At 62.3% G+C, this 22,903-nt stretch carries 16 protein-coding genes; 6 read left to right on the plus strand and 10 right to left on the minus strand.

The genetic code is table 11. From position 1 onward, the window contains the following. Positions 1-10 precede the first annotated feature (10 nt). Together IRI77_RS20815 and IRI77_RS20820 are read right to left on the minus strand one after the other, a co-directional pair. Positions 11-3,973, minus strand: coding sequence for an Ig domain-containing protein (locus IRI77_RS20815; protein ID WP_194446947.1), 3,963 nt, complete (start codon positions 3,971-3,973; stop codon positions 11-13). Positions 3,974-3,996: 23 nt separating this feature from the next. Further along, positions 3,997-4,578: a hypothetical protein gene (locus IRI77_RS20820; protein WP_194446948.1), complete on the minus strand. Its 582-nt coding sequence runs from the start codon at positions 4,576-4,578 to the stop codon at positions 3,997-3,999. Positions 4,579-4,748: 170 nt separating this feature from the next. Here IRI77_RS20820 and IRI77_RS20825 point away from each other — a divergent pair, with 170 nt between their 5' ends. Genes IRI77_RS20825 through IRI77_RS20845 form a run of 5 tightly spaced genes read left to right on the plus strand, consistent with a single transcriptional unit; the run spans position 4,749 to position 10,933 of the window. Beyond that, entirely contained in the window at positions 4,749-5,687 is a 939-nt protein-coding gene (locus tag IRI77_RS20825) for a DUF4384 domain-containing protein (RefSeq protein ID WP_194446949.1), read from the plus strand. A 31-nt stretch (positions 5,688-5,718) separates the two neighbouring features. Beyond that, complete coding sequence (locus IRI77_RS20830; RefSeq protein ID WP_194446950.1) at positions 5,719-6,399, plus strand: DUF4384 domain-containing protein; 681 nt, start codon at positions 5,719-5,721, stop codon at positions 6,397-6,399. Beyond that, a complete protein-coding gene (locus IRI77_RS20835) occupies positions 6,396-8,477 on the plus strand; it encodes a tetratricopeptide repeat protein (RefSeq protein WP_194446951.1) in 2,082 nt (693 codons plus the stop codon). The genes IRI77_RS20830 and IRI77_RS20835 overlap by 4 nt, the downstream gene beginning before the upstream one ends. Positions 8,478-8,507: 30 nt before the next feature. Continuing rightward, positions 8,508-9,584 carry a Gfo/Idh/MocA family protein gene (locus IRI77_RS20840; protein WP_194446952.1) on the plus strand — a complete coding sequence of 359 codons (1,077 nt, stop codon included), beginning with the start codon at positions 8,508-8,510 and terminating at the stop codon, positions 9,582-9,584. Further along, positions 9,581-10,933: a glycoside hydrolase family 88 protein gene (locus tag IRI77_RS20845; protein WP_194446953.1), complete on the plus strand. Its 1,353-nt coding sequence runs from the start codon at positions 9,581-9,583 to the stop codon at positions 10,931-10,933. The genes IRI77_RS20840 and IRI77_RS20845 overlap by 4 nt, the downstream gene beginning before the upstream one ends. Positions 10,934-11,000: 67 nt before the next feature. Here IRI77_RS20845 and IRI77_RS38365 read toward each other — a convergent pair whose 3' ends face one another. The 3 genes from IRI77_RS38365 to murB all read right to left on the minus strand — a co-directional run bounded on the left by IRI77_RS38365 (position 11,001) and on the right by murB (position 14,775). After that, positions 11,001-12,683, minus strand: a complete 1,683-nt coding sequence (locus IRI77_RS38365) for a bifunctional serine/threonine-protein kinase/formylglycine-generating enzyme family protein (RefSeq protein WP_194446954.1) — start codon at positions 12,681-12,683, stop codon at positions 11,001-11,003. An 86-nt stretch (positions 12,684-12,769) separates the two neighbouring features. After that, positions 12,770-13,783: a TolB-like translocation protein gene (locus tag IRI77_RS20855; RefSeq protein WP_194446955.1), complete on the minus strand. Its 1,014-nt coding sequence runs from the start codon at positions 13,781-13,783 to the stop codon at positions 12,770-12,772. Continuing rightward, the gene (gene murB, locus IRI77_RS20860) at positions 13,780-14,775 is read right to left on the minus strand and encodes a UDP-N-acetylmuramate dehydrogenase (protein WP_194446956.1); all 996 of its coding nucleotides are present in this window, start codon (positions 14,773-14,775) and stop codon (positions 13,780-13,782) included. Before murB ends, IRI77_RS20855 begins: the two co-directional genes overlap by 4 nt. A 27-nt stretch (positions 14,776-14,802) precedes the next feature. Here murB and IRI77_RS20865 point away from each other — a divergent pair, with 27 nt between their 5' ends. Beyond that, positions 14,803-15,519, plus strand: a complete 717-nt coding sequence (locus IRI77_RS20865; protein WP_194446957.1) for a DUF2461 domain-containing protein — start codon at positions 14,803-14,805, stop codon at positions 15,517-15,519. Between the two features lie 5 nt (positions 15,520-15,524). Here the strand turns inward: IRI77_RS20865 and IRI77_RS20870 are convergent, their stop codons facing one another. Genes IRI77_RS20870 through nuoL form a run of 5 tightly spaced genes read right to left on the minus strand, consistent with a single transcriptional unit; the run spans position 15,525 to position 22,903 of the window. Continuing rightward, the gene (locus IRI77_RS20870; protein ID WP_194446958.1) at positions 15,525-16,601 is read right to left on the minus strand and encodes a 4Fe-4S binding protein; all 1,077 of its coding nucleotides are present in this window, start codon (positions 16,599-16,601) and stop codon (positions 15,525-15,527) included. 44 nt (positions 16,602-16,645) lie between these two features. Continuing rightward, a complete protein-coding gene (locus tag IRI77_RS20875) occupies positions 16,646-17,836 on the minus strand; it encodes a complex I subunit 1/NuoH family protein (protein WP_194446959.1) in 1,191 nt (396 codons plus the stop codon). Positions 17,837-17,849: 13 nt separating this feature from the next. Then, positions 17,850-19,319, minus strand: a complete 1,470-nt coding sequence (locus tag IRI77_RS20880) for an NADH-quinone oxidoreductase subunit N (RefSeq protein ID WP_194446960.1) — start codon at positions 19,317-19,319, stop codon at positions 17,850-17,852. After that, the gene (locus IRI77_RS20885; protein ID WP_194446961.1) at positions 19,316-20,857 is read right to left on the minus strand and encodes an NADH-quinone oxidoreductase subunit M; all 1,542 of its coding nucleotides are present in this window, start codon (positions 20,855-20,857) and stop codon (positions 19,316-19,318) included. Before IRI77_RS20885 ends, IRI77_RS20880 begins: the two co-directional genes overlap by 4 nt. 15 nt (positions 20,858-20,872) lie before the next feature. Next, positions 20,873-22,903: an NADH-quinone oxidoreductase subunit L gene (nuoL, locus tag IRI77_RS20890; RefSeq protein WP_194446962.1), complete on the minus strand. Its 2,031-nt coding sequence runs from the start codon at positions 22,901-22,903 to the stop codon at positions 20,873-20,875.

Here is a 22,903-nt window from a genome sequence, read left to right on the forward strand (position 1 = left end):
GTACCGCGAACTAGAACGTGACGGATCCTGGGGCCGACGTCCCAATGCTATTGGTGAGGGTGACAGCGGCGCTGCCGATCGCTGTCAAGTCGCTGACGGTAAAGGGCAGGACCAGCCGGAACTGGCTGCCGAACGGAGCCGACGCCGAATCTGTGAAGTACGTCGTGAAGATCTGGCCGACGGTGAAGGGGAAGTCCGTCGCAGTGAGCGACTTCCCGGCAGCCGCGGTGAGCTTCACGTTGGCGGCGGTGACCTGGCGCGGGGTTGAGAACCCGTAAACGATCAGTTCAAACCCGGTCGTGGTCTTGTTGAGATCGACGCGGGTGATCACCGGCGCCGACGGGGGCACACGAACCTGCTGGGTGGGTACGGGCGTGGGAGTGACGTCCGCCCCCTGTACATTCAACGAAGCAGTGATCGTGATCAGGCCGGCCACCGTGCCGGTCTGGAAGGCGGAGTTCGGCACCTGGAAGTTGGCGCCCGTGGAGCCGGCCGGGATGGTGAACGGGAGGGTGCGGCCGCCGGACGCGAACACCACCGCCGGATCATCGAACCCGGAATCCGGAGTGAACTGGAGGGCCAGGACTCCGTTCAATGCAACCGGGTACGGATTCGTCAGCGTGAGGCCGACGTTGATCTGGGAGCCCGGACTGGCGCTGGTCGGGATCGGGGTGAAGATCACCGGGCCGATGGGCGCCAGCGTGACCGTGATACTGAAGCCGCCGGTGGAGGACAGGTTGTCAGCATCATCAATCCGCACAGTAAAGGTATAGATGCCCGGGGCACCGGGAATGCCGGTGATGGCTCCAGTTGCGGCATCCATGGACAGGCCCGGCGGCAGATTCCCGGTGTAGGACCAGCGGAAGGGCTGGCGTCCGCCTTTGGTCGAGAACTCGGCCTGGTAAGGGACACCGACCACCGCGGCCGGAGGAACACCCTGGATGTTGATCGTGGGGCCACCGCCGACGGTGATGCTGAAGTGTTTGGTTGTGGTGCGCTGGCGGGAGTCGGTCACCTTGATGTCGAATTCAAAGCTGCCGGCCTTGGTCGGAGCGCCGTAGAAGCTGCCGGCATTGAAGAGGATCCCGTCCGGCAGGCTACCGGAAACCACCTGGAAGAGGTAGCTGGGGGCGCCACCGGCGACACTGAGCTGAGCGGTGTAGTCCTGCAGGACCAGCCCGTCCGGCAGAGTGTTCGGCGAGACCGTAAGAACGGCGAAGACGCGGATGCTGTAAGTGCCTACGGAACTCACGCCGTTGCCGTCGGTTACCTGGACATCAAAGCTGAAGTCGCCGGAAGTTAGCGGTGTACCGGCGATGCTTCCGTCCGTGGCGAGGTTCAAACCGTTGGGCAAGGCACCCTTGGCAACACCGAACGTGAAAGGCGCCACGCCCCCCGATGTCGTGATCTGCGCACCGGGATAGGTTTCATTCTGGGTTCCATCGGGCAGGACTGTGCCGGGCAGAGTCACCGTATTCAGGACGGTGAGGCTGTAGCTGCGCAGGATCTGCTTGTGGTTCGCGTCCGTCAGCAGGATGCCGAAGGTGTAGAGACCGACGGAGGTGGGCTTGCCGGCGATGGTTCCGGTGGCGGTGTCGAGGCTAACGCTCGGCGGAAGGGCTCCGCTGATCACCTGGAAGGTGAAGGGGGCGGTGCCGCCGCTGGGCGTCAGGCCTTGGCTATAATCCTGCCCCAGGTACGCGTCAGGCAAGGTGGAAGGAGACAGGTCGAGGACCGTGGGGTCCACGTAGAGCGAAACCAGACGTTCGATGACCAGATTGGACGAGGTCAGACGAACGACGAACTTGAAGGTCCCGCTGGTGGTGGGCGTGCCGGAGACGGCTCCGTCAACGCTCAGGCCGAGACCAGGCGGAATGGTACCGCTGGTCAGGCTGAAGACATAGCCGCCCGTTCCGCCGCTGGGGGAGAAGATCTGGCTGTAGGGTACCCCGATGGTGCCGCCCGGCAGGATGTCGGGGGTGAAATCGAGACCGGGGACGCCGATGATGATACTCAGGGCTTTTGGCCCGGCGATCTGGTTACCGGCGGTCGCGCTGACCTGGAAGGGATAGGAGCCTTCCTGGGTGGGGGTGCCGGTGATGTCGCCGGTGGCCGGATTCAGCACCAGGCCGGCCGGCAGGGCTCCCTGCACGATCGACCAGGTTGGGGCAGAGCCGAACCCGGAGGTCGCCAGCGTCGCCTGATAGGCCTTGGAGAGGAACCCGCCGGGCAGCGCTGTGGTGGTGATGCTCGCCGCCGGAGCCACGGTGAGGCTGAAGGTGCGCGTGGCGAACCCGTTGGCGCTGTCATTCAGCAGGACATCGAAAGAGTAGGTTCCGGCCGTGGTCGGGGTGCCGTCGATATTCCCGTTTGCGCCGCTATTGAACCTGAGTCCGGGGACGCTGAAGGTCTGGGTCGTGAAACTGTAGGCCGGGACTCCGCCGGTGGCCTGAAAATCGACGTGGTAGGGGAAGCCGACCTGGGCGCCGGGAAGCGTTGCGCCCGTGACGAACGATACGGGGCTCACCACCTGGATCTGGTAATCGCGACTGGCGGCCTGGCTGGCGCCGGCCACTATCGCGCGGGCCGTGAACGAGAAGAGGCCAGCCTGGGTCGGTGTGCCCTGAAAAACGCCATTGGTCCCGAGGGTGATGCCCGGGGGCAATGAGCCCGCACTCACGTTGTAAATGAATGATGCGGTGAAGCCCGAGACGGAGAGGCTAGCGGAGTAAGCACTTCCCAAGTAACCCGTGGGCAGGGTGGGCGGATTGAGCGTCAGGACGGGAGCCGGCGCGACGACAATGGCAAAAGACTGGGTCACTACCGCGCCGTTGGCGTCCGTGGCGCGAAGCATGAAATTGAAGGTGCCGGCCGTGGTGGGCGTACCGGTGAATGCGCCGCCGGTGCCGATGTTGACCCCGGGCGGCAGATTGCCGGACTCGAAGGCGTAGGTGAAGGGATTTGTGCCGCCCGACGCCGCGACGCCCGCACTGTAGGGCGAACCAACGGTGCCGCCCGGCAAGGTGCTGGTGGGGAATGTCGGGAACGGGTTGACGACGATGGGGATCACGCGGCTGGCGCCGAAGCTCGAGTACAAATCAGACACGTTGAAGGCGGCGTTGAAGGTGCCGGCGGTCGTAGTGGTGCCGGAAATCACCCCGGGCTGGCTCACTTGCAGGGTAGGCGCAAGATTGGTGCCCCCAAATTGGACGCTGCCGAGGTTACCGGCCACCGCCAACTGCGTGGAGGGGTAGGGCCGGCCGGCGGTCCCTTGAGGCAGGCTGGACGTAGAAATGCCCAGGATGTGCATCGTATAAGAACGGGCAAACGACCGTTTGGGCGTGAACGCCTGCGCGCAGTTTCCTTCGTTCCCCGTAATGGTGAAGGTGAAAACGCCCTCCTGCGTAGGCGTCCCGGAAACAAAGCCGTAGTAACTCTGGGAGGAGAGAGTTAGCCCAGGCGGCAGGATTCCACTAGTGACGCTGTAGGTAAAACAGGTCTGAGCGGGGCCAGGAATGAGAGTGGTGCCTTCGTAGAGGCTGCCCACTGCTCCGTCACCCAACGAATCCGGCAGGAGCGCCAGGGAATCGATGGTCAGAGTATACGATTTGATCACCGGCGGCACGGGGGGCGGACTGCCGCAGGGCAGGCCGGCCGCGGCAGTGAGGGTAAATGAGAAGGTCCCTGTCTGGCTGGGTTTGCCGGAAAGAATCGCCGAGAGGTTGCCAGGCTGGGGTTGCGATAGGGTCACACCGGGCGGCAAAGCTCCGGCGGAGACAGACCAGTTACGCGTGGTGCAGGTTTCCGGAGACACCTGCATCACGAAGCCCGATCCGTTCAACGGCTCTCCGATCGTGCCGTTGGGCAGACTGCTGGGCAGCATGGACTGCGCGCTGAGACCGGCAGCGGCCAGTATCAGGAGGGCAGGCAGGCGGGGGGTGAGAACTTTTTGGGATAAAGGAGACCGTGCCATGTGAATTCAGCTTCCTCTCTGAATTAGCGCGGAGGTGTAACGGAGGGGGTGCCAGGTGTGACGGTAACCGGGGAACCCGTTTGGTTCGAGCCGCCGCCACCCGAGTTCACTCCCAATGCGATGCCGGCCGCGGCAGCGGCTCCGGCGATCAGAACAATCGCCCAGATCGCAGTGCTGCTGAGGGCAGCCGCGGCGGCGACGTTGCTCATGCCGATTACGGCGGATGCGGCAAGGCCGCCCGCTGAGGCGGTGACTCGCATCTGATACTGGCCTTTGTGATTATTGGCCTGCAAGCCACGAGCGGTGGCGCGGCCATCCGGACCTGTGACGGCAGTGAGTGTATTAACGCCATTCGCGAATGTGGCACCCGGGCCGTTGCCGGGCAGCAGGAATGTCACCACCGCGCCTGCCACAGGTTTGTGGTTCTCGTCCTCGACTTGGACAATCGGCTCGCGGGCGACGCGCTGGCGGACATTGTTGATGACGCCGTCGCCTTCGACGATCACGATATTGAGTTGTGTCGGGGCCGTCGTCCCCTGGCCGCACAGCAGTGCGGAGAGGAACAACGACAAGTAGATTCGAAGTATCGAATTCTGTTTCAACATCCCATCACCCGTTCGGCCAAGCTAATCGGTTAGCCCGTAGTATAGCTAAAAGTTAATGCGTGCTGAATCGATTTGATGGTCCCTTAGCAAGAGATTCCGAGGCGGCTTGCGGGTGGGGGTACAATGGCCTCAAGTTTGCAGAGGGCTCATTGAAGAATCTGGAGAGCGACATGACAGAGTCAAGATTTCTCGGCATTGGCGCAACGCTTCTGACCGTTCTTGTGTCCACGACGTGGGCGCAAGCGCCCAATGGATTGACAGCGCGGGAGCTATTCTACACTGCTCCAGCGGTGGCGAAAGCGCCGGCGCCGCCCAGAAAGCCGGTGCAGACGCCCACAAAGCCGGCCGTCGAAAAGCAGGTGCAGAAGGAGCAGACGATAGCCAAGTCGGCATCCGAGCCCAAAAAGGCGGTGGAACAGATTCCCGAGCGGAAGCGGCCCGCAGATATGGAGATGAAGCTGCCCGGAGGCGGCTCGCTGGTGATGGCATCGACGAGTTCGGTCCCGCTGGGCCTGCGCTACAGCATTCTGCGGTACACCGGGGACGACGACTATGTCGAGGTAGACCCGGAGTACACGTTCCATTCCGGCGACAAGATCCGGTTGAGGGTGCAGGTCAACGACGCTGGCTATCTTTATGTCGTGATGCAGGGGACGAGCGGTGCGTGGCGCGTGATGTTCCCGGCTCCGGAGATCGACGCCGGCTCTAACCGCGTCGTGCCGAACCGGCAATACGACGTGCCCGGCCGGACGCGGGTCTTCTTCGACGAGCAAGCCGGCACGGAGAAATTGTTTGTCGTGCTTTCCCGCCAACCGCTGAAGGAGATGGACCAACTGATCTACGAGTTGGACAACCAGAAGAAGGACGACCCGGCTCCGGCTTCGGCAACGCCGAAATCCATGATGGCGAGTGCCGCGATCGGGAATTCGATGGTGGCTCAATTGCGGAACGGAGTGATGGCGCGCGACCTGGTGTTCGAGAAGGTGGACGAGAGCAAGCCCGCACCAACCGCGGCCGGCAACCGGAAAGAGACCGCCACCTATGTGGTGAACGCGTCACTGACTTCCGATTCCCGTCTGGTGGCGGATATCAGCTTAAAGCACAAGTAAGTTCGGCTAGGGGAGAGAGGGGAGGTCCGCAGTGCGACTGGGACTCGTGTGTTTGCTAGGCGCGGCTTTGTATGGCCAACAGGCCCCGAACCGCATGGAAATCAAAGTGGAACTGCGCAAGGAGGGTGCCTGGAAGATTGTGGATCCGTCCACGGTCTTCGACAAGGACGCACAGGTGCGATTCCGCGTGCGAACCAACTTCGCCGGTTGGCTGTACGTCATGAATCAGGGCACCACGGGCAGCTACAGCCTGCTCTTCCCGCGTGAAGACACTGGCAGCCAGAACCGGCTGGAACCGGATCGCGACTACATCGTCCCGGCAGCCGCGGGCGCCTTCAAGGTGACCGGTCCGGCGGGTCACGATATTGTGTACTGGATGGTGACGCCGGTGGAGATTACCAGCAGCGAGTCGAGGCCGCCGGCCTCGTCGTACGTACCGCTGCCGCCGCCACCGCCGCCAGGCACCAAGCTGAATACCCTGATGCCGCGCTGCGATGATTCCATTTTCAAGGCCCGGGGTGAGTGCATCGACTCGACGGCCGGTCCGCGCAAGGTGACCAACGTGGAATCGCTGCCGGACAACCTGAAGGACGTCCAGGGCTTGAAGTCGCGCGAGCTCGTGTTTATCAAGGAAAAAGGGGGCGCCGTGGTTTCGACGCCCGGAAATCTGAAGGGGCCGGTGATCTACGAATTCCGGTTGTCGCACAAATGAGAAGCCTTGTTTTCCTCCTGGGACTAGCGCTTGCCGCCGGCGCACAACAGCAACCGCCCGCCAAAGAAGGCCAGAAACAGCGCGACCTGAAGTTCGAGACAGAAGCCAACAAGCCGCCGGTGAAGCAGGCGGCCGCGCCTCCGCAGATCCCGCGCAGTTATGCGCTGGTGGTGGGCATCGCGGGCTATAAGAACCTGCCGGAGAATGCGCAGCTCTCGTTTCCCGAGAGGGATGCGGAATCGGTGTATTCGATCCTGATCAGTCCGGAGGGCGGCAACTTCCGCGCCGAGAACGTCCACCGGCTGATTGGCCCGAAGGCCACGCTATCCAACCTGCGCAAGGAACTGGAAGAGTGGCTGCCCAGCGTGACAAAGGATGACGACCGGGTGTTGATCTACTTCGCGGGCCATGGGTTCGTTTTCCAGAACCGGGCCTATCTGGCGCCCTACGACATCACGCAGGACAATATCGCGGCCACCGGCTACCCCATGGACCGCCTGGGCGAGGTGTTCGGCACCAAGATCAAAGGCAAGTGGAAGGTGATGCTAACCGACTCGTGCCATAGCGGAGCGATCACCCCGGCGGCCGACGCCGCCTTTATCAACGGCAAGCTGCTGGACCTGAACAAGAACGTGTTCTCGCTGACCGCCAGCCGCGATCGCGAGCGCAGCTATGAAAGCAAGGAGTGGGGCGGCGGTCACGGCATTTTCACCTACTACGTGGTGAAAGGGCTGGAGGGGCTGGCTGACGAGTCGCAGGACGGCATCGTGACGGCCGACGAACTGGCGGAGTATGTCCGCCGCAACGTGCGCGAAGCCAGCGGCGGCCAGCAGAATCCGACCTCCGACCGCGGCAGTTTCGATAGCGACATGCTGCTGTCGTACCTCCCATCGGGCGTGACGCCGGGCACGCCGCCTCCGCCCAAGGACGGCACCCTCGTGCTGGAAGCGAACATGGACGGGGTGGAAGTCTTCGTCAACGGCCGAAGCGTGGGTGTGGTGGACAAAGGCAAGTCCCTGAGGCTGCCGGGCCTGCCTCCGGGCACCATCACGGTGAAGGGCGTCAAGATGGGCTACGAGCCGGACGGACCGCGGGAAGAGATCATCTACCCGGGCACGGAATCCACCGTGTCGATCAAGATCGTCATTCCCAGGCGGAGACCCAAGGCGGCTGTCGAAAAGTTCGATGACGGCCTGAACCACTACAACAAGGGCAACCAGGAAGAGTACAAGAAGGCGGCCGCGCTGTTTGAACAGGCGCTGGCCGCCGACGCCACCTACAGTCAGGCGGCGCTCTATCTGGGCCGAACGTACGACGCGCTCTTCCAGCAGGAGACGGCGGCCACTTACTACAAGAAGGCGATCGAGATTGATCCGGACTACCTGGAAGCGCGCGCCAGCTATGGCGGCATGCTGCTGGGCCTGGGCAGCGTCGATGAGGCCATCCGCCAGTTTAATGTCGTCACGCTGCGCGACAAGAAGAACCAGCTCGCGTTCTACCTGCAGGCCCAGGCGTACCGCATGAAAGACATGTACGCGGAGTCGATCGAGTCCGCGCGCCGGGCCATCCAATTGACGCCGTCGAACGCCGAAGCCCACTTCTGGCTGGCGGAGAGCCTGCGCATGAGCAAGAAGCCGGCGGAGTCGACCGCGGAGTATGAGTCCTACCTGCGGCTGAGCGATTACGATTCCAAGATCGGCGGGAAGCTGAATTACTACGTGGCCGGCTTCGTGTTCGGCATGGGCAAGAAGAAGCGGGCGGCGCAGCGCGACATCTGGAAGGACCTGCGCAGCATGGCCTACTTCGGGCTGTGTGAGAACTCGAAGAACTCCAAGCAGTATGCGGTGGCGATCGGCTACTGCCAGAAGGCGATCACCTACGATCCGGGCGATGCGTTCAACTACTACCTGCTGGCCCTGAACTACAGCTACGAAGCGCAGAAGACCGGCTCGTTGGAGATGCTGGCTGCGGCTCGCAAAAGCTTCGTGCGCATGCTGGACCTGAACGCCGAACTGGACGAAGCCAAATTCGCGCGGCAGAACATTGCCGCCATCGACAAAGCCCTCCAAGCCCAATAATCCCCCGCCGGAACCTGACAAAATATCTGCATGTCAGTCCGCAGTGTGTCCCCCCGTCTGAGCCGCCGCCTGATGCTGGCCGGCGCCGCCGCCACCGCACTTTCCTCCGCCGCTCCAGTAGTTCTTGGCCGCAAGGTCCGCCTGGCCATGTGGGGCCTGGACGGGCATCCCGGCGACATCACCAAGCCGCTGGCGCAGTACCCGGATGTGGAACTGGTGGGCGTGCAGGACTGGAACCAGACAGCGGCGCGCAAGACCGCGGGCAGCAAGGCGCAAGTGTTCACGGACGCGCGCAGGATGCTCGACGAAGTGAAGCCGGACTTGGTCGCCATCAACAACAACAATGGCGAGCGTGCCGCCGCTATCGTCGAATGCGCGAACCGCAAGCTGCACGTGATGGCGGAGAAGCCGCTGGCGCTGGCGCGGGCGGACCTGGATCGCGTCAAGAAAGCCGTGGCGGCCAACGGAATCAAGCTCGGCATGCTGCTGCCGATGCGGCTCGACTCTGAGTTCCTGGCCCTGAAGCAGATCGTCGAGTCGGGTGAGATCGGCGAGGTGATCCAGATCTCGTCACAGAAGTCGTATCAACTGGGCGAGCGGCCGGAGTGGATGAAGAAGAGAGCCACTTATGGCAGCACGATCCTGTGGATCGGCATCCACATGTTCGACCTGATGCGCTGGACCAGCGGCCGTGAGATGAAGGCCGTGAGCTCGTTCATGGGGATTGCGGGCGACCTGCGGCAAGGCGAGATGGAGAACTCCACGGCCTCGAGTTTCCGGCTCGACAACGGCGGGACTGCCACGCTCCACATGGACTATTGCCGCCCGGCCATGGCCGGATCGCATGGAGACGACCGCGTCCGCCTGGCCGGCACCAAGGGCATCGCCGAGTATATGGCGGCCACCGGCGTGACGGTGATGTCGAAGACCCGCAAGCCGGAGAAGCTCACGCAACTGCCGCCGGCCGGTGCGGTGTTCGGCGAGTTTCTGGAACACGTCTACCTGGGCAAGCCCACTGCCCTGCCCCTTTCCGAGATCTATCGCCTGTGCGAGATCACGCTGGGCGCCCACGAAGCCGCCCTGAGCGGCAAAGTTATTCCGCTATGAAGATCAACAGCACTCTTACCGCTCATTCGCTGGAGAAGAAGATCCAGCATCTGTTTGAACTCTCCGCGCAGAAGCTTCATTCGCTCGAAGCCGAATGGAGCCCAGCCCAGGGCTCTCCGGTCTTCACCGTGGAGGGCCGCTACACCAGCCGTGGCTGGACCGAGTGGACCCAGGGCTTCCAGTTTGGCGCCGCCATCCTGCAATTCGACGCGACGGGCGATGCCGCGGCTTTGGAATCCGGCCGGAAGGCGACCGTGGCCTACATGGCTCCGCATGTTTCGCATGTGGGCGTCCACGACCACGGCTTCAACAATGTCAGCACCTACGGCAATCTGCTGCGGCTGATGAATGAGGGCCGCATTCCGGCCGACGGGTGGGAGAAGAACTTCTACGAACTGGCGCTGAAGTGCTCCGGCGCAGTGCAGGCGGCCCGCTGGTCGCGGACGGCCAGCGGCGGCGGGTATATCTACTCGTTCAACGGACCGCACTCGCTGTTTGTCGACACCATCCGGTCGCTGCGCGCGCTGGCGGTGGGCCACCGGTTGGGGCACGCGTTGATGGGCGAGAACGATCACAGGATCTCGCTGCTGGGCCGCCTGGTGGACCACGCGCGCGCCACCGCGCAGTACTCGGTCTACTACGGAGAAGGACGGGATCATTACGATCTGCGCGGCCGTACGGCGCACGAGAGCGTATTCAATGTGAACGACGGCAACTACCGCTGCTCGAATTCGCAGCAGGGGTATGCGCCGTTCAGCACCTGGACCCGGGGCTTGGCCTGGGCCATGTGCGGCTTCGCGGAACAACTGGAGTTCCTGCAGACCTTGAGCGACGAGGATTTGGCTCCCTTTGGCGGGCGGACCGCGATCGAGGCCATGATGCGCAAAGCAGCCGAGGCCACCTGTGACTTCTACATCGCCTACACACCCACGGACGGCATCCCGTACTGGGACACCGGCGCGCCAGGGTTGTCGAAGATGGAAGGCTGGACGGAACGAGCCTCGGATCCCTTCAATCCGCACGAGCCGGTGGATAGCTCCGCCGCGGCGATCGGTGCGCAGGGCCTGCTGCGCGTGGGCCGCTACCTGGGCAACAGCAGTTATTGGCAGGCGGGCCTCACGGTCTGCGACAGTCTCTTCGACGAGCCGTACCTGAGCTCCGATTCAGGCCATCAGGGCTTGATCCTGCACTCGGTGTATCACCGGCCGAATGGCTGGGACCGCATGCCCGGCAGCGACGGCGTGCCCCGTGGCGAATCTTCAATGTGGGGCGACTATCACGCGCGCGAAGCGGCGTTGTACCTGCTGCGGGAGATCAGCGCAAAGCCGTATCTCACGTTCTGGAGCTGACAGGCAAAGCGGTCAGCAATCAGGCTTCTTGGGAAGCTGATTGCTGACCGCTGGCCGTTAAGCCTGTTTATTCCTTCGGCTGGCTCACGACGCAGCGGAAACCAACGTTGGGTGCCGTGAAGCGCGCCGGCAGGGTGATGAACTCCGCCGACACGGCATCCTGCACCGGACGGTCGAAGGCGCCGCCTTTCGCGGCATACCAGGGCTCGTTCGCGGTGGGTGGCGGATTCAGGATGGTGGAGAACGCCTGGACGGCGCCGGCGCTGGGCGTGCGCTGTTCGTCCACCCACTCCCACACATTGCCGGCCATGTTCAGGGCTCCGAACGGGCTGGCGCCCATCGCCATCGAGTCGGCCGGAGCCAGGGGTTTGTTCTCGACGGCCGCCTTGGAGGGATCGGGGTCGTTGCCCCAGGGATAGATGCGGCCATCCTTGCCGCGCGCAGCCTTCTCCCATTCCAGCGGCGTGGGCAGGCGTTTCTCGACTGAGGAGCAGTAATCCTTGGCCTGCAGGACGCTGACGTAGGTGACCGGATAGTTGGCACGGGTGTCGTCCAGATCCTTCGGCATCGGGATATTCTTGGTCCGGCAGAACTTGACGAAGTCGCCGCGCGTCACCTCGGTGCGATCCACGAAGAAGGTCGGGAGCTCGTGCGACTGCTTGTCGTTGCCGGCCAGGAACGCTCCGCCTTCGACCAGCGCCATGCCCGGCGGCGGGCCCATGCGCCGGTTGCGGTCCACCGCCTTATAAATCAGATCCTTCTTGAAGAGCACGATCCCAATGAATCCGACGCTGATCAGGGCGGCGACCAGCAGCACAACCAGGGTCACCTTTTTGCCCGAGACGCCGGAGGGCTCCGGAGAAGGCAGGGGCGCGGGCGCTGGCTGGGGCACAGGCGCCGGCGGAGGAGCAGGCGGCGGCACCGGTTGGGGCGTGGAGGTGGGGTGCAGCACCTGATTCAGAACGGCGATGACGTCGGTGAAACTCGCCGGCCGCTCAATGGGATTCTTGGCCGTCATGCGGCCGACAAGCGCGATCACCGGCTCGGGCACGCCCTTTTCCCGCAGTGTGTCGAGCTTCAGCGGTTCGTTCAGAATCTGGTAGAACAACCGTTCGATGGTGTCTCCGCTCACGGGGCGGACGCCGGTGAAGAGTTCGTACATCAGCACGCCATAGGCGTAGATGTCGACGCGCTCGGTGGCCGGGTCGCCCATGATCTGCTCGGGCGACATGTAGTAGGGGGTGCCGACCTGGAAGCCCGTCTTGGTGAGGTGCAGGTCCTGCGATTTGGCGATGCCGAAGTCCATCAGCCGGACGCGCCCCTGCGGGTCGATGTGCAGGTTGTCGGGCTTGATGTCGCGATGGATCAGCTTCTGCTGGTGGACGTACTCCAGTGCCTTGGCGCCCTGCAGCGCGATGCCGATCTGGGTCCGCACGTCGCCGGAGGAGCCGTCCTTGATGGCGGTGCGCAGGTCGGCTCCGGTCAGGAACTCCATCACGATGTACGGCTTGCCCTGCTCCTCGCCGTAGTCGAAGATGCGGATGACGTTATCGTGCATCAGCGAGGCCGACATCTTGGCCTCCGCCAGAAACCGGGCGCGGGTTTCCGCATCCGCGGCGCCTTCCGGGGTAAGAATCTTCACGCAGACCACACGGTTCAGCACAGTGTCGCGAGCCTTGAAGACGTGCGACATGCCGCCGCCGAGGAACTGGTCGAGCTGGTATTTGCCAAACTGCGCGGGGAGTTGCATGGGCCTTGTAGAACGATAGCGCGGAGTGGGCCGCCGTGCCAAAAACAAAAAGGGAAAGATCAGGCCCCAGCGGGCCCCTTCTACTGCTACTTCTTGAAGTGCATCAGGAGGATTCCGTAGCCCACCCCGGCCTCGTCGGAGCTCTTGGCCACCTGAAACGCCATCATCCTGCCATCGGTTGAGACAACAGGGTTGGACGACTTCCAGCCTTCGTAGTCATTGAAATGGGTGAGCCGCTCAAAGCTGCTACCGGTGCCATCCAGCTTCAGCTTCCAGATGTCGACATCGCGGAACAGCTTGGTGGAACCCATCTGGACGGCCTGCCGGTCGGATTCGACGCAAGTGTGCGTCCCGCCTGGGAAGATGCCTTCTACTTCGTTGTAGCTGCCGATCGATTTCGTGTGATTGACGAGTTGCTTCGTCGCCAGGTCGATGGTCCAGACCGATCCCAGCCCCTTGGGCTCGTAGCAGGTGAAGGTCATTTTGCGGTCGTTGTCGAAGAAGTCCTGCGCCTCGAGCGTGCAGGAGTTGTCGGGACTGGAGTGGACGACATGCTGGTTCTTCAGCGCCGGCTGGGGTCCCGAAAGATCTACTTCGGCCACGATCAGGTTCGACGCGCCGCGGGGCAGAGCCGGGTTCTGGCCGCTGGTCTCGGAGAACGAAATCAGCATCGACTGCTTCGACAAGGCCGCGCCCTCGCTCATCTTCTGGCCCAGCTTCACTGGCTTCGAGCCCGGCTTCTTCGACAGGAACCAGAGCTCGTTGTCACGCCCACGGCTGGTGTGAATGTCGGTGAACTTCTCGGCGCCGATCAGAATATAGTCGCCGGAAGACAGGTGCATCACGCGCAGGAAGGCTCCACCCGGGACATTGCAGGTGAGACAGCGGATCTGGCGCGTCTTCAGGTCGATGCTGAATGCGTCGCCGAAGCTCTTGGCCATGAAGGCCACCGAAGTATTCGAGGGCGAGAAGTCGGCCCGTTCTCCGAAATGCGTCAGCACTTCGATGTTCTTCGGAAGGTTCTCCAGCGGGCTGGATTGCTTGCGGGGCGACTGCGCGAGGAGGGGGAGGGCGATGAGGGAGGCGAGGAGGAGCTTCATGGCTGCGACGTTGAGTCGAAACCAATGTACTGCACCTCTTCCTCCAGGTCGATGCCATACCGCTCATGGACACGCCGCTTTAACTCCGCCACCAGGCGGCGGACTTCAGCCGCGGTGCCGTCTCCGACGTTGAAGATCGTGTTGGCGTGATAGTCGGCCACACGGATCCCGCCCTCAAAAAGGCCGCGCGCGCCTACTTGATCGAGAAACCAGGCTGAGGGCACCTTGCCGCCTTTGACCACTTCCGCCGGAACCTCGGCGCGACTCGCGGCGGGCAGTTCCGCCAGGATCAGGTTCTTGAAGATGCTGCCGGCACACTTCATCTCGGGCGGGAACTTCCGATTGCGCACGGCCAGGATCTCGGCCGAGGTCTTCATTAGTTCGGCGGCGTCACCCGGCTGCATGCGCAGCTCCGCCGACAGGATCAGCCACGGCTCGCCCTGCAGACGGTTGCGCTTGAAGATGCTGCCGCGATACCGGAACTCGCAGCCGGCCTTGCCGGTCTCGCGAACGGCCTGGCCGTCGAAGTAGCGGACCCGCTCGACTACATCGGAGATCGACGCGCCGTAGGCTCCGGCATTGCCGTAGATGGCCGCCCCCACATTGCCGGGGATGCCGGTCATTGCCTGGATCCCCTTCAGCCCGCGGGCGGTGGTGTGGTCGACCAGATCCTGCAGCGCCGCTCCGGCCTGGACATGAACCTGGGTGCCATCCGAATCGATCACGCCGCCGCGGTAGCGCAGCACAATGCCGTCATACCCTTGGTCGGCCACCACCAGATTCGTACCGAGGCCGATAACCAGATGCGGCAACCCGCTCTCTTTCGCGAGGCGGAGTGCCTGCAGGAACGCCGCCTCGTCCTCGCTGTCGACAAACAGCGAAGCCGGACCGCCCAAGGCAAAGCGAGTGTGACGCGCCAGCGGTTCGTTGCGGCTAATCTGGAGAGACGGGACCAAACCGAGGCGCTCGTGCGCCTCTTGCACAGACAGCATTGTCCCAATTGTAGGGGAGGCAGCCGAATGCGTGCCAGCTTTGCCGGAATGCCCAAGGAATCCATCAAGTTCCTGAGGGATCTGGAGAAGAACAACAATCGCGACTGGTTTGAAGCGAACAGGACTACCTATCTGGAGAAAGTGAAAGCGCCGCTGGAGGCGCTGGTGACGGCGGTCGGCGCGGAGATGACGAAGTTTGCCCCGGAAGCGGCTACCGCGCCGGGCAAGGCAATCTACCGCATCTACCGGGACACCCGTTTCAGCTCGGATAAGACGCCGTACAAGACCCACCTGGCCGCGTCGTTCTACCGCAACGACCTCGGTAAGCACATCGCGGGTGGATTCTACTTCGAAATCTCCCACAAGTACGTCGGGTTCGCCGGCGGCGTCTACATGCCCGAGGCTGAAAACCTGCGGCTGATCCGCGTCCACATCATGGACAACTTCAAGCGTTTCCAGAAGCTGCTGGCGGATAAGAAACTCGCCGATATGGAGGCGCTGAAAGGCGATTCGCTCAGCCGGCCCCCCAAGGGCTTCCCGGCCGATCATCCGACCATCGAGTGGCTGAAGCGCAAGCAGTTCTTCTACTGGCGTGAACTGCCGCCCGAACTGGCCACCAGTCCGGAACTGCTGGGTGAGATCTGCGCGCGATTCAAGGCCATGGCGCCCATGATCAGCTTCCTGAACGAGCCGCTGTTGTCGATGAAGCAGAAGCGGGCTCCACTCGAGACCGGCTGGATCTAGTCCGCTTACCGGCCGGGGTGTGAATAGTCGTTCACGTGCGGGATCAACTCCTGGTACGTTTCGTTCGAGAGCGGGGTGTGCCAGTGGCCCGTAAGCTTGGCCGCCCCCACGAGTCCGAAGAACAGTACAGCCACCCCGGCCGCCATCACCCACGCCGGCACCGGCTTCTTTGACGGAACCACCAGCGCCATGTGGAGGGTGTCCTCCACCGGGCAAACCGCCACGCACTCCATACAGCCCAGGCATTCGGCCGACTGGATCTGAATCAGCTTGTCCACCGGCAACCGCGAGGGGCAGACCTTGGCGCACTTGCCGCAGTCGATGCACGACTCGGCCTTCCGCTGGATCTTCATCGGGCTCAGCATCGACACCAAACCCATCAGCGCGCCGTAGGGACAGAGGTAGCGGCACCAGAAATTCTGGACGAACACGGAGGCCAGCATCAGGATGGCGACGGTGATCGCCGCCGCCATGCCCATGTTGCGGAAGAAGTTCAACATTTTGACGTCGGCCACCAAGCCGTAGGGCGACTCCAGGAACTCCCTCAGCGCCACCGGCGGCATGGAGAACACGGCATAGAAGAACAGGCCGAAGAGGATGTACTTGAGGCTCCGCAGGCCGATGTCGAGCCAGCGCGGCAGGTAGAAATTGCGTTTGAAGGTATCGCGGCCGAGCTTCCAGAGGTACTCGGACAGCGTGCCCACCGGGCACAGCCAGCCGCAGAACGCCTTGCGGAAGAAGATCGAGGCCGCCAGGAATGCCACGAACAGCACCATCGCCGCGGGGTGGACTACCGGGACCTGTCCGGTGAGGACAAAGTAGCGGGTATTCATCATGCCCGCAATGGGCAACCAGCCTTCGACCCCGGGCGGACGGGTGTAGCCGGTCATACCCGAACCTTCGAACTGCCGCACAAAGAGGTAGAACTGGAAGCCGATCCAGAGATTCAAGGCCAGGAAAGAGAACTGGACGAGGCGCCGCAGCATCTGCGAGCGATCGACGCCAATGCGCCGGACAAACGGCTTTTTCGGCTTGCGGCCGGAAGCGGCGGGCGGGTCGGCAACTACTGGCGCTGCACTCATGGCCTCATTGTGGACTTTCGCCACAGGAAAGGCTGTGACTCAAGTCACTTGCCCAGGGTCTGCCGCGCCATTCCCACCACCGCGTTCACAAAGATCGAACCTAACGCTGTTGGAATCATGATCTTCCAGCCGATATTCATCAGCTGGTCGTAGCGGTAGCGCGGGAAGGTGCCGCGCAGCCAGATGAACAGGTAGAGCACCATGAACAGCTTGAGCGCCCACCAGAAAACGGGCGCCGAAGGAGCGTTCACGGCCGGGACCATAAAGAGCGCGGCCACCCCCAGGAAGGCGACGCCAAGTCCTGCCATGCCAATGGTATAGCCCTGGATAGGCTGGCGGCGGGAGAGATACAGGCAGCCGAGCCCGGTACCGCCGAAGACCAACAGTGGCATTCCGTAGTTCATGGGGACCGCCAGCCAGGAGACACTGGGGAACGGCCGCAGCCAGCCGCCCCAGAACAGGGTCACCAGAACGCTGCCGACGGCGAACATGTTGATGTACTCCGAGAGCATGTAGATGCCCCAGCGGAAGCCGCTGTACTCGGTGTGATAGCCGGCCACCAGTTCGGATTCTGCTTCCGGCAGGTCAAACGGGGCCCGGTTCGTTTCGGCGACCGAGCTAATGAAGTAAATTACCATCGGCACGAGCATCAGGCCGTAGTTGTCGAAGGCGAACCAGACGCCCTGCGCCTGCTGCGCCCGCACGATGCCCGTCAGCGAAAGGGTACCCGCGCACATCACGCCGCTCATCAGCGCCAGGCCGAGGGCCACTTCGTAGCTCACCAGCTGTGCAGCCGAGCGGAGCCCGCCCAGCAGCGAGTAGTGCGAGTTGGAAGACCACCCACCAAGGATCAGGCCTAGGATGCCGACGGCCGACATGGCCGAAATCACCAGCAGGCCTACGTTCACATCGGCTACTTTGATGGTGTCTGAGAACGGAACCACCGTGAGACAGGTAGCGCCGGTAAAGAAGCTGATCGCCGGAGCGAAACGGAAGATCCACTGATTGGCGTCCTTGGGGACGATGTCTTCCTTCAGCAGCAGTTTGACGGCATCGGCCAGGGTTTGCAGGACGCCATTCGGACCCACGCGCATCGGGCCCAGCCGCGCCTGCATGTCGGCCAGCACCTTGCGCTCCAACAGAACGGTAAACGCCACGGCCAACGGAGCCAACGCGATGATGATAATCCCTGTAACTAGCGGGATGAACCAGGGTTGTGTGAAAACGGTGCTCATCGAATAGGGCCTCTCATCGTTGGAAACTCTGCTGCGCCAGGCGGACAAACGGTTCCGGGTAGACGCCGATCACGAGGGTCATCACGCCGGTCACCACCAGGGCAACCTGCATGCCGAAACTGGTGCTCAGCGCGGGCGTCTCTTCCTCCTCCGTCTCGATGAACATCGCCTTCACCATCCGCATGTAGTAGTAGATGGCGACAGCAGCATACAGACAGCCGAGGACGGCCAGCACATAGTGGCCGGTCTCGATCAGGGACAGGAAGATGAAGTACTTACCGAAGAATCCGGCCGTGGGCGGAATGCCGGCCAGCGACAGCAGGAAGATCAGCATCCACAGCGCGTGTCCGGGCGACTTCTTCATCAGGCCGCGCAGATCGTTGATGTCTTCTCCAGCCAAGCCCTTACGGGTAAGGGAGGTGAGCACCAGGAACGCCCCCAGGTTCATGAAGGTATAGACCAGCAGGTAGATCAGAACGCCCTTGTAGCCCGTGTTGTTGCCAGCGATCACGCCCAGCAGGATGTAGCCGGCATGATTGACTGAACTGTAGGCCAGCAGGCGCTTGGTATTGGTTTGTGTAATCGCCGCCAGGTTGCCGATGGTCATCGAGAGTACGGCGGCCGCGATCAACAGCGGTTCCCAGGTGGCGCGGGCCGAACCAAGGGTACTGGCGAACAACCGCATCAGCAGGGCAAACGAGGCGGCTTTGGAACCAACGGCCAGGAAGGCGGTGATCGTTGTCGGCGCGCCTTCGTAAACGTCAGGCACCCACATGTGGAACGGAGCACCGCCGATCTTGAACAACAGGCCAACCGTCGTTGTCGCGATGGCCAGGAACAGGATCGTGTCGGAATGACTGCGGGTCGCCACAGCCTTGGCGATGTCGTTGAGCTGGGTGGAACCGGCGATTCCGTACAGAATCGAGAAGCCGTAAGCCAGGAACCCTGACGAGAGTCCGCCCAGCAGCAGGTACTTCAGGGCTGCTTCGTTGGAGCGCTGCTCGGCTCGCAGGAAACCGACCAGCACATAGAACGAAACGGCCATCGTTTCCAGGCCGACAAAGATGGTGACCAGTTCATTGCCGCTGGCCAGGAAGAACATGCCGCACTGGGCCAGCATCAGGATGCCGTAGTATTCGCCGTGATGCTCGTCGCGCACTTCGAGGTAGCGGTAAGAGATCAGCCCCACGATCAATGTCGTGATCAGGAAGATCCAGTGAAAGAACAGCGCGAAATGGTCAACTACGACCGCGCCATGAAAGGCCGAAATCTCACCGCCGTTGATCGCCAGGGCCATACCCTGCCGCCAGAAGGCCCAACCCGCGAACGCTTCGCCCAGGCCGAGAAAGATCAGCAGATACTTGCGCTGATGCGCTTCCGGGAAAACCCAGAAGTCGAACAGCAGCGTGGCACAACCAAACAGCGCCAGCAGAAGAACCGGCAGCAGCACGAAGTGGTCGAGCGAGGTGTAGTACACGCTCATCGGGAGGCAACCTCCGGAGTGGGGGTGGTAGGCACAGCAGCGGCGTTGGCCGTGTCATGCACGCGATGCACGATCTGCGCTACCGGCTTTTCCAGGATGTCGAAATACGGCTTAGGGTACACGCCGATGGAGATGGCCCAGATGATCAGCGGGATGAAAACCGCCCACTCGCGCCACTTCAGGTCCGGCAAACCCTTGTTCTTCTCGTTCGTGACCTCGCCCAGCATGGTGCGCTGGTAGAGCCAGAGCAGGTAGGCAGCGCCAAAGATCACGCCGAGCACAGCGAACGCGGCCCAAACGTGGTTGGCGTCGAACGCGCCTTGCAGGATGGTGAATTCCCCAACGAACCCATTTAACAGCGGCAGCCCGGCGCTGCTCAGCATGGCGATGGCGAAGACGATGGCGTAGTTGGGCATGATGTGCGCCAAACCGCCGTACTCCTTGATCTCTCGCGTATGTCGGCGTTCGTAGATCACACCCACCACAAGGAACAACATGCCGGTCGAAATACCGTGGTTGATCTGCTGGATGATCGACCCGGTGATGCCGCTCTGGTTCAGGGCGAAGATCCCCAGGGTGCAGAAACCCAGGTGGCTGACAGAAGAGTAGGCCACTAGCTTCTTCCAGTCCTGTTGCATCAGGCTGACCAGGGCTCCGTAGAGAATACCGATGATCGACAGGACCGCTACGATCGTGACGATCGTGTGATCCGAGCTGGCCTTGGGCAGCAGTGGCAGCGAAAACCGGATGAATCCGTACGTTCCCATTTTCAGGAGCACCGCGGCCAGGATCACCGAGCCGGCGGTGGGCGCCTCCGTATGGGCGTCCGGCAACCACGTATGGAACGGGAACATCGGCACCTTGATGGCGAAGCCCACGAAGAAGGCCCAGAAGACCCACTGCTGGGTGGCCAGCGGCAGGTTGATCTTCATCAGTTCCGCGATCTCAAACGTGTAGCGGCCGAACTGGGCAAAGTAGTTGAAGTAGAGCAGCAGGATGCCCAGCAGCATCAGGACGCCGCCGGTCAAGGTGTACAGGAAGAACTTGATGGCCGCGTACAGCTTCCTGGGGCCGCCCCACACGCCGATGATGAAGTACATCGGGACCAAGACCATCTCCCAAAAGACGTAGAACAGCAGGAAGTCCATCGAGATGAAGACACCCAGCATGCCGGTCTGCTGGAGCAGGAACATCGAGTAGTATTCCTTCTCCCTGTCCTTGATGGCGTCCCACGAGGAGAAGATGGCCAGGAAGCCCATGATCGTCGTCAGCATCACCATCAGCACGCTGATGCCGTCGACGCCGATCAGATACTGCACACCGAGCGACGGAATCCACTCCGCGCGTTCGACGAACTGGTAACCGCCATTGGAACGGTCGAAGCCAATAATCAGCGGCAGCGAGACCAGAAAGCCGATGGCCGCCGTGATGTTGGCCCAAAGCCGGATGAACGTCTTCTGCGACTTGGGGATGAACAGCAGAAGGAAGAGTCCGGCCAGCGGCGTGAACAGGATGACCGAGAGTAGGTGTCCTTGCATATCTCAATAGCTCCGCTAGCGAACCCACCAGAAGTATCCGAACATGGCGAAGACTCCGGCGATGAAGACGAGTGCGTACGACTGGAGGAAGCCGGTCTGGAAAAATCGCACCGGGAACGACAGCGCCCGGACGGTGTAGGCGCTCAAGTTGACGAGCCCGTCAACGATCCAGGTGTCGTACCACATGGAGATGCGCGAGACCATCTTGGTCAGCCAAGCCGTGCCGTTGACACCGCCATCGACCACGGTCCGGTCAAAGGCGCCCATCAGCGAACCGCCGCGCATCGACAACCCGCGGACGAAGAGGAAATCGTAGATCTCGTCCACATACCACTTGTTGTACAGAATGGGGTGCAGCGCGCCGCCGGTCGGCCGGTCGGATTCCTTCATTTTCAAGTAGATGTGGCGAGCCAGGAAGATGCCGGAGAGCGCCGCGCCAATCGACAGGCCCATCAGGATCCACTCCATGCTGGTGTCGTGGTGCTCAGCTTCGTGCTCAGCCACCTTCTTGCCGGTTTCGAACACCGGCGCCAGCCAAAGTTCCAGCCCTTGGAAGAAGCCGTTTTCCCCGAAGACCTTCGGCATGCCGATCCAGCCGGCGCCGATGGACCCGGCGGCCAGAACCATGAGCGGGATGGTCATCGACTTGGGCGACTCGTGGATGTGGTGCTTCGTGTGTTCGTCCATGCGGCCTTCGCCGTAGAAGGTCATGAACATGAGCCGCCACATGTAGAACGCGGTCATGAGCGCGGTGCAGAAGCCCACGGCCCACAATACTTTGGAGCCGAGCGGGGACGACCACGTCTGCCACAGGATCTCGTCTTTCGAGAAGAACCCGGCCAGCCCTGGGATGCCCGCAATGGCCAGCGAGGCGATGAACATTGTCGTGAACGTGATGGGAATCTTGTTTCGCAGGCCGCCCATCTTGCGCATGTCCTGCTCGCCGCTCATGGCATGGATCACTGATCCGGCGCCGAGGAAGAGCAGGGCCTTGAAGAAGGCGTGCGTGTAAAGGTGGAAGACACCTACCCAGTAGGCGCCGACGCCTACCGCAACAAACATATACCCAAGCTGGGAAACCGTGGAGTAGGCCAGGACGCGCTTGATGTCGTTCTGCACCAGGCCGATGGAGGCGGCGAAGATGGCCGTAGCGGCGCCGACCGCCGCCACGATGTGGGAGGTCTCGGGCGTCAGCGCGAACAGCGCATTGGACCGGGCGCACATGTAGACACCAGCAGTGACCATGGTGGCGGCGTGGATTAGCGCGCTAACCGGTGTGGGGCCTTCCATGGCATCCGGAAGCCAAACATACAGCGGGATTTGTGCGCTCTTGCCCGTGGCGCCGACGAAGAGCAGCAGGGCCGTCAGGCTCAGCACCCCAAAGAAACCAACCTCGGGAGCGAACCGCGCGGACCGCAGTGCTTCGTTCACGTCGACGAAGGTGAGCGAGCCGGTGAGCTGGAACAGGAAGAACATGCCCAGAATGAAGCCGGCATCGCCGATCCGGTTGACAATAAAGGCCTTCTTCCCTGCGTCGCCAGCGCTCTTCTTATTGAAGTAGAAGCCGATCAGCAGGTAGCTGCAAAGGCCCACACCCTCCCAGCCGACGAACAGCAGCGGGTAGTTGTTGGCCAGAACCAGCGTCAGCATGAAGAAGACGAACAGATTGAGGTATCCGAAAAAGCGATAGAAACCGCCGTGCCGGGGCCCGTGCTCATGGGCCATGTAACCGGTGGCGTACACATGGATCAGGAAGCCGATGCCGGTGACGACCAAGATCATGACGCTCGACAGCGGGTCCAGCATGTAGCCCATGTCCGCATGGAGTAAGGGGAGCCACTGGAACAGGATGACCTGGTGTACTTTCTCGGGCAGCGAGGCCAGTTGGATCACCGCACCGAGAGACAGTAAGAACGAAAGCAGGACCGCTCCGGGACTGATAATCCGGACGGCGGCCTTGGGCAGACTGCGGCCAAAGAACAGCATGATCGCCGCGCCGCAGAGCGGCAGGATGGGGATCAGCCAGATGAGATCGAGGAAGTTCAT

It is taken from the genome of Paludibaculum fermentans, assembly GCF_015277775.1.
In the GTDB taxonomy this organism is placed as follows: Bacteria; Acidobacteriota; Terriglobia; order Bryobacterales; family Bryobacteraceae; genus Paludibaculum; species Paludibaculum fermentans.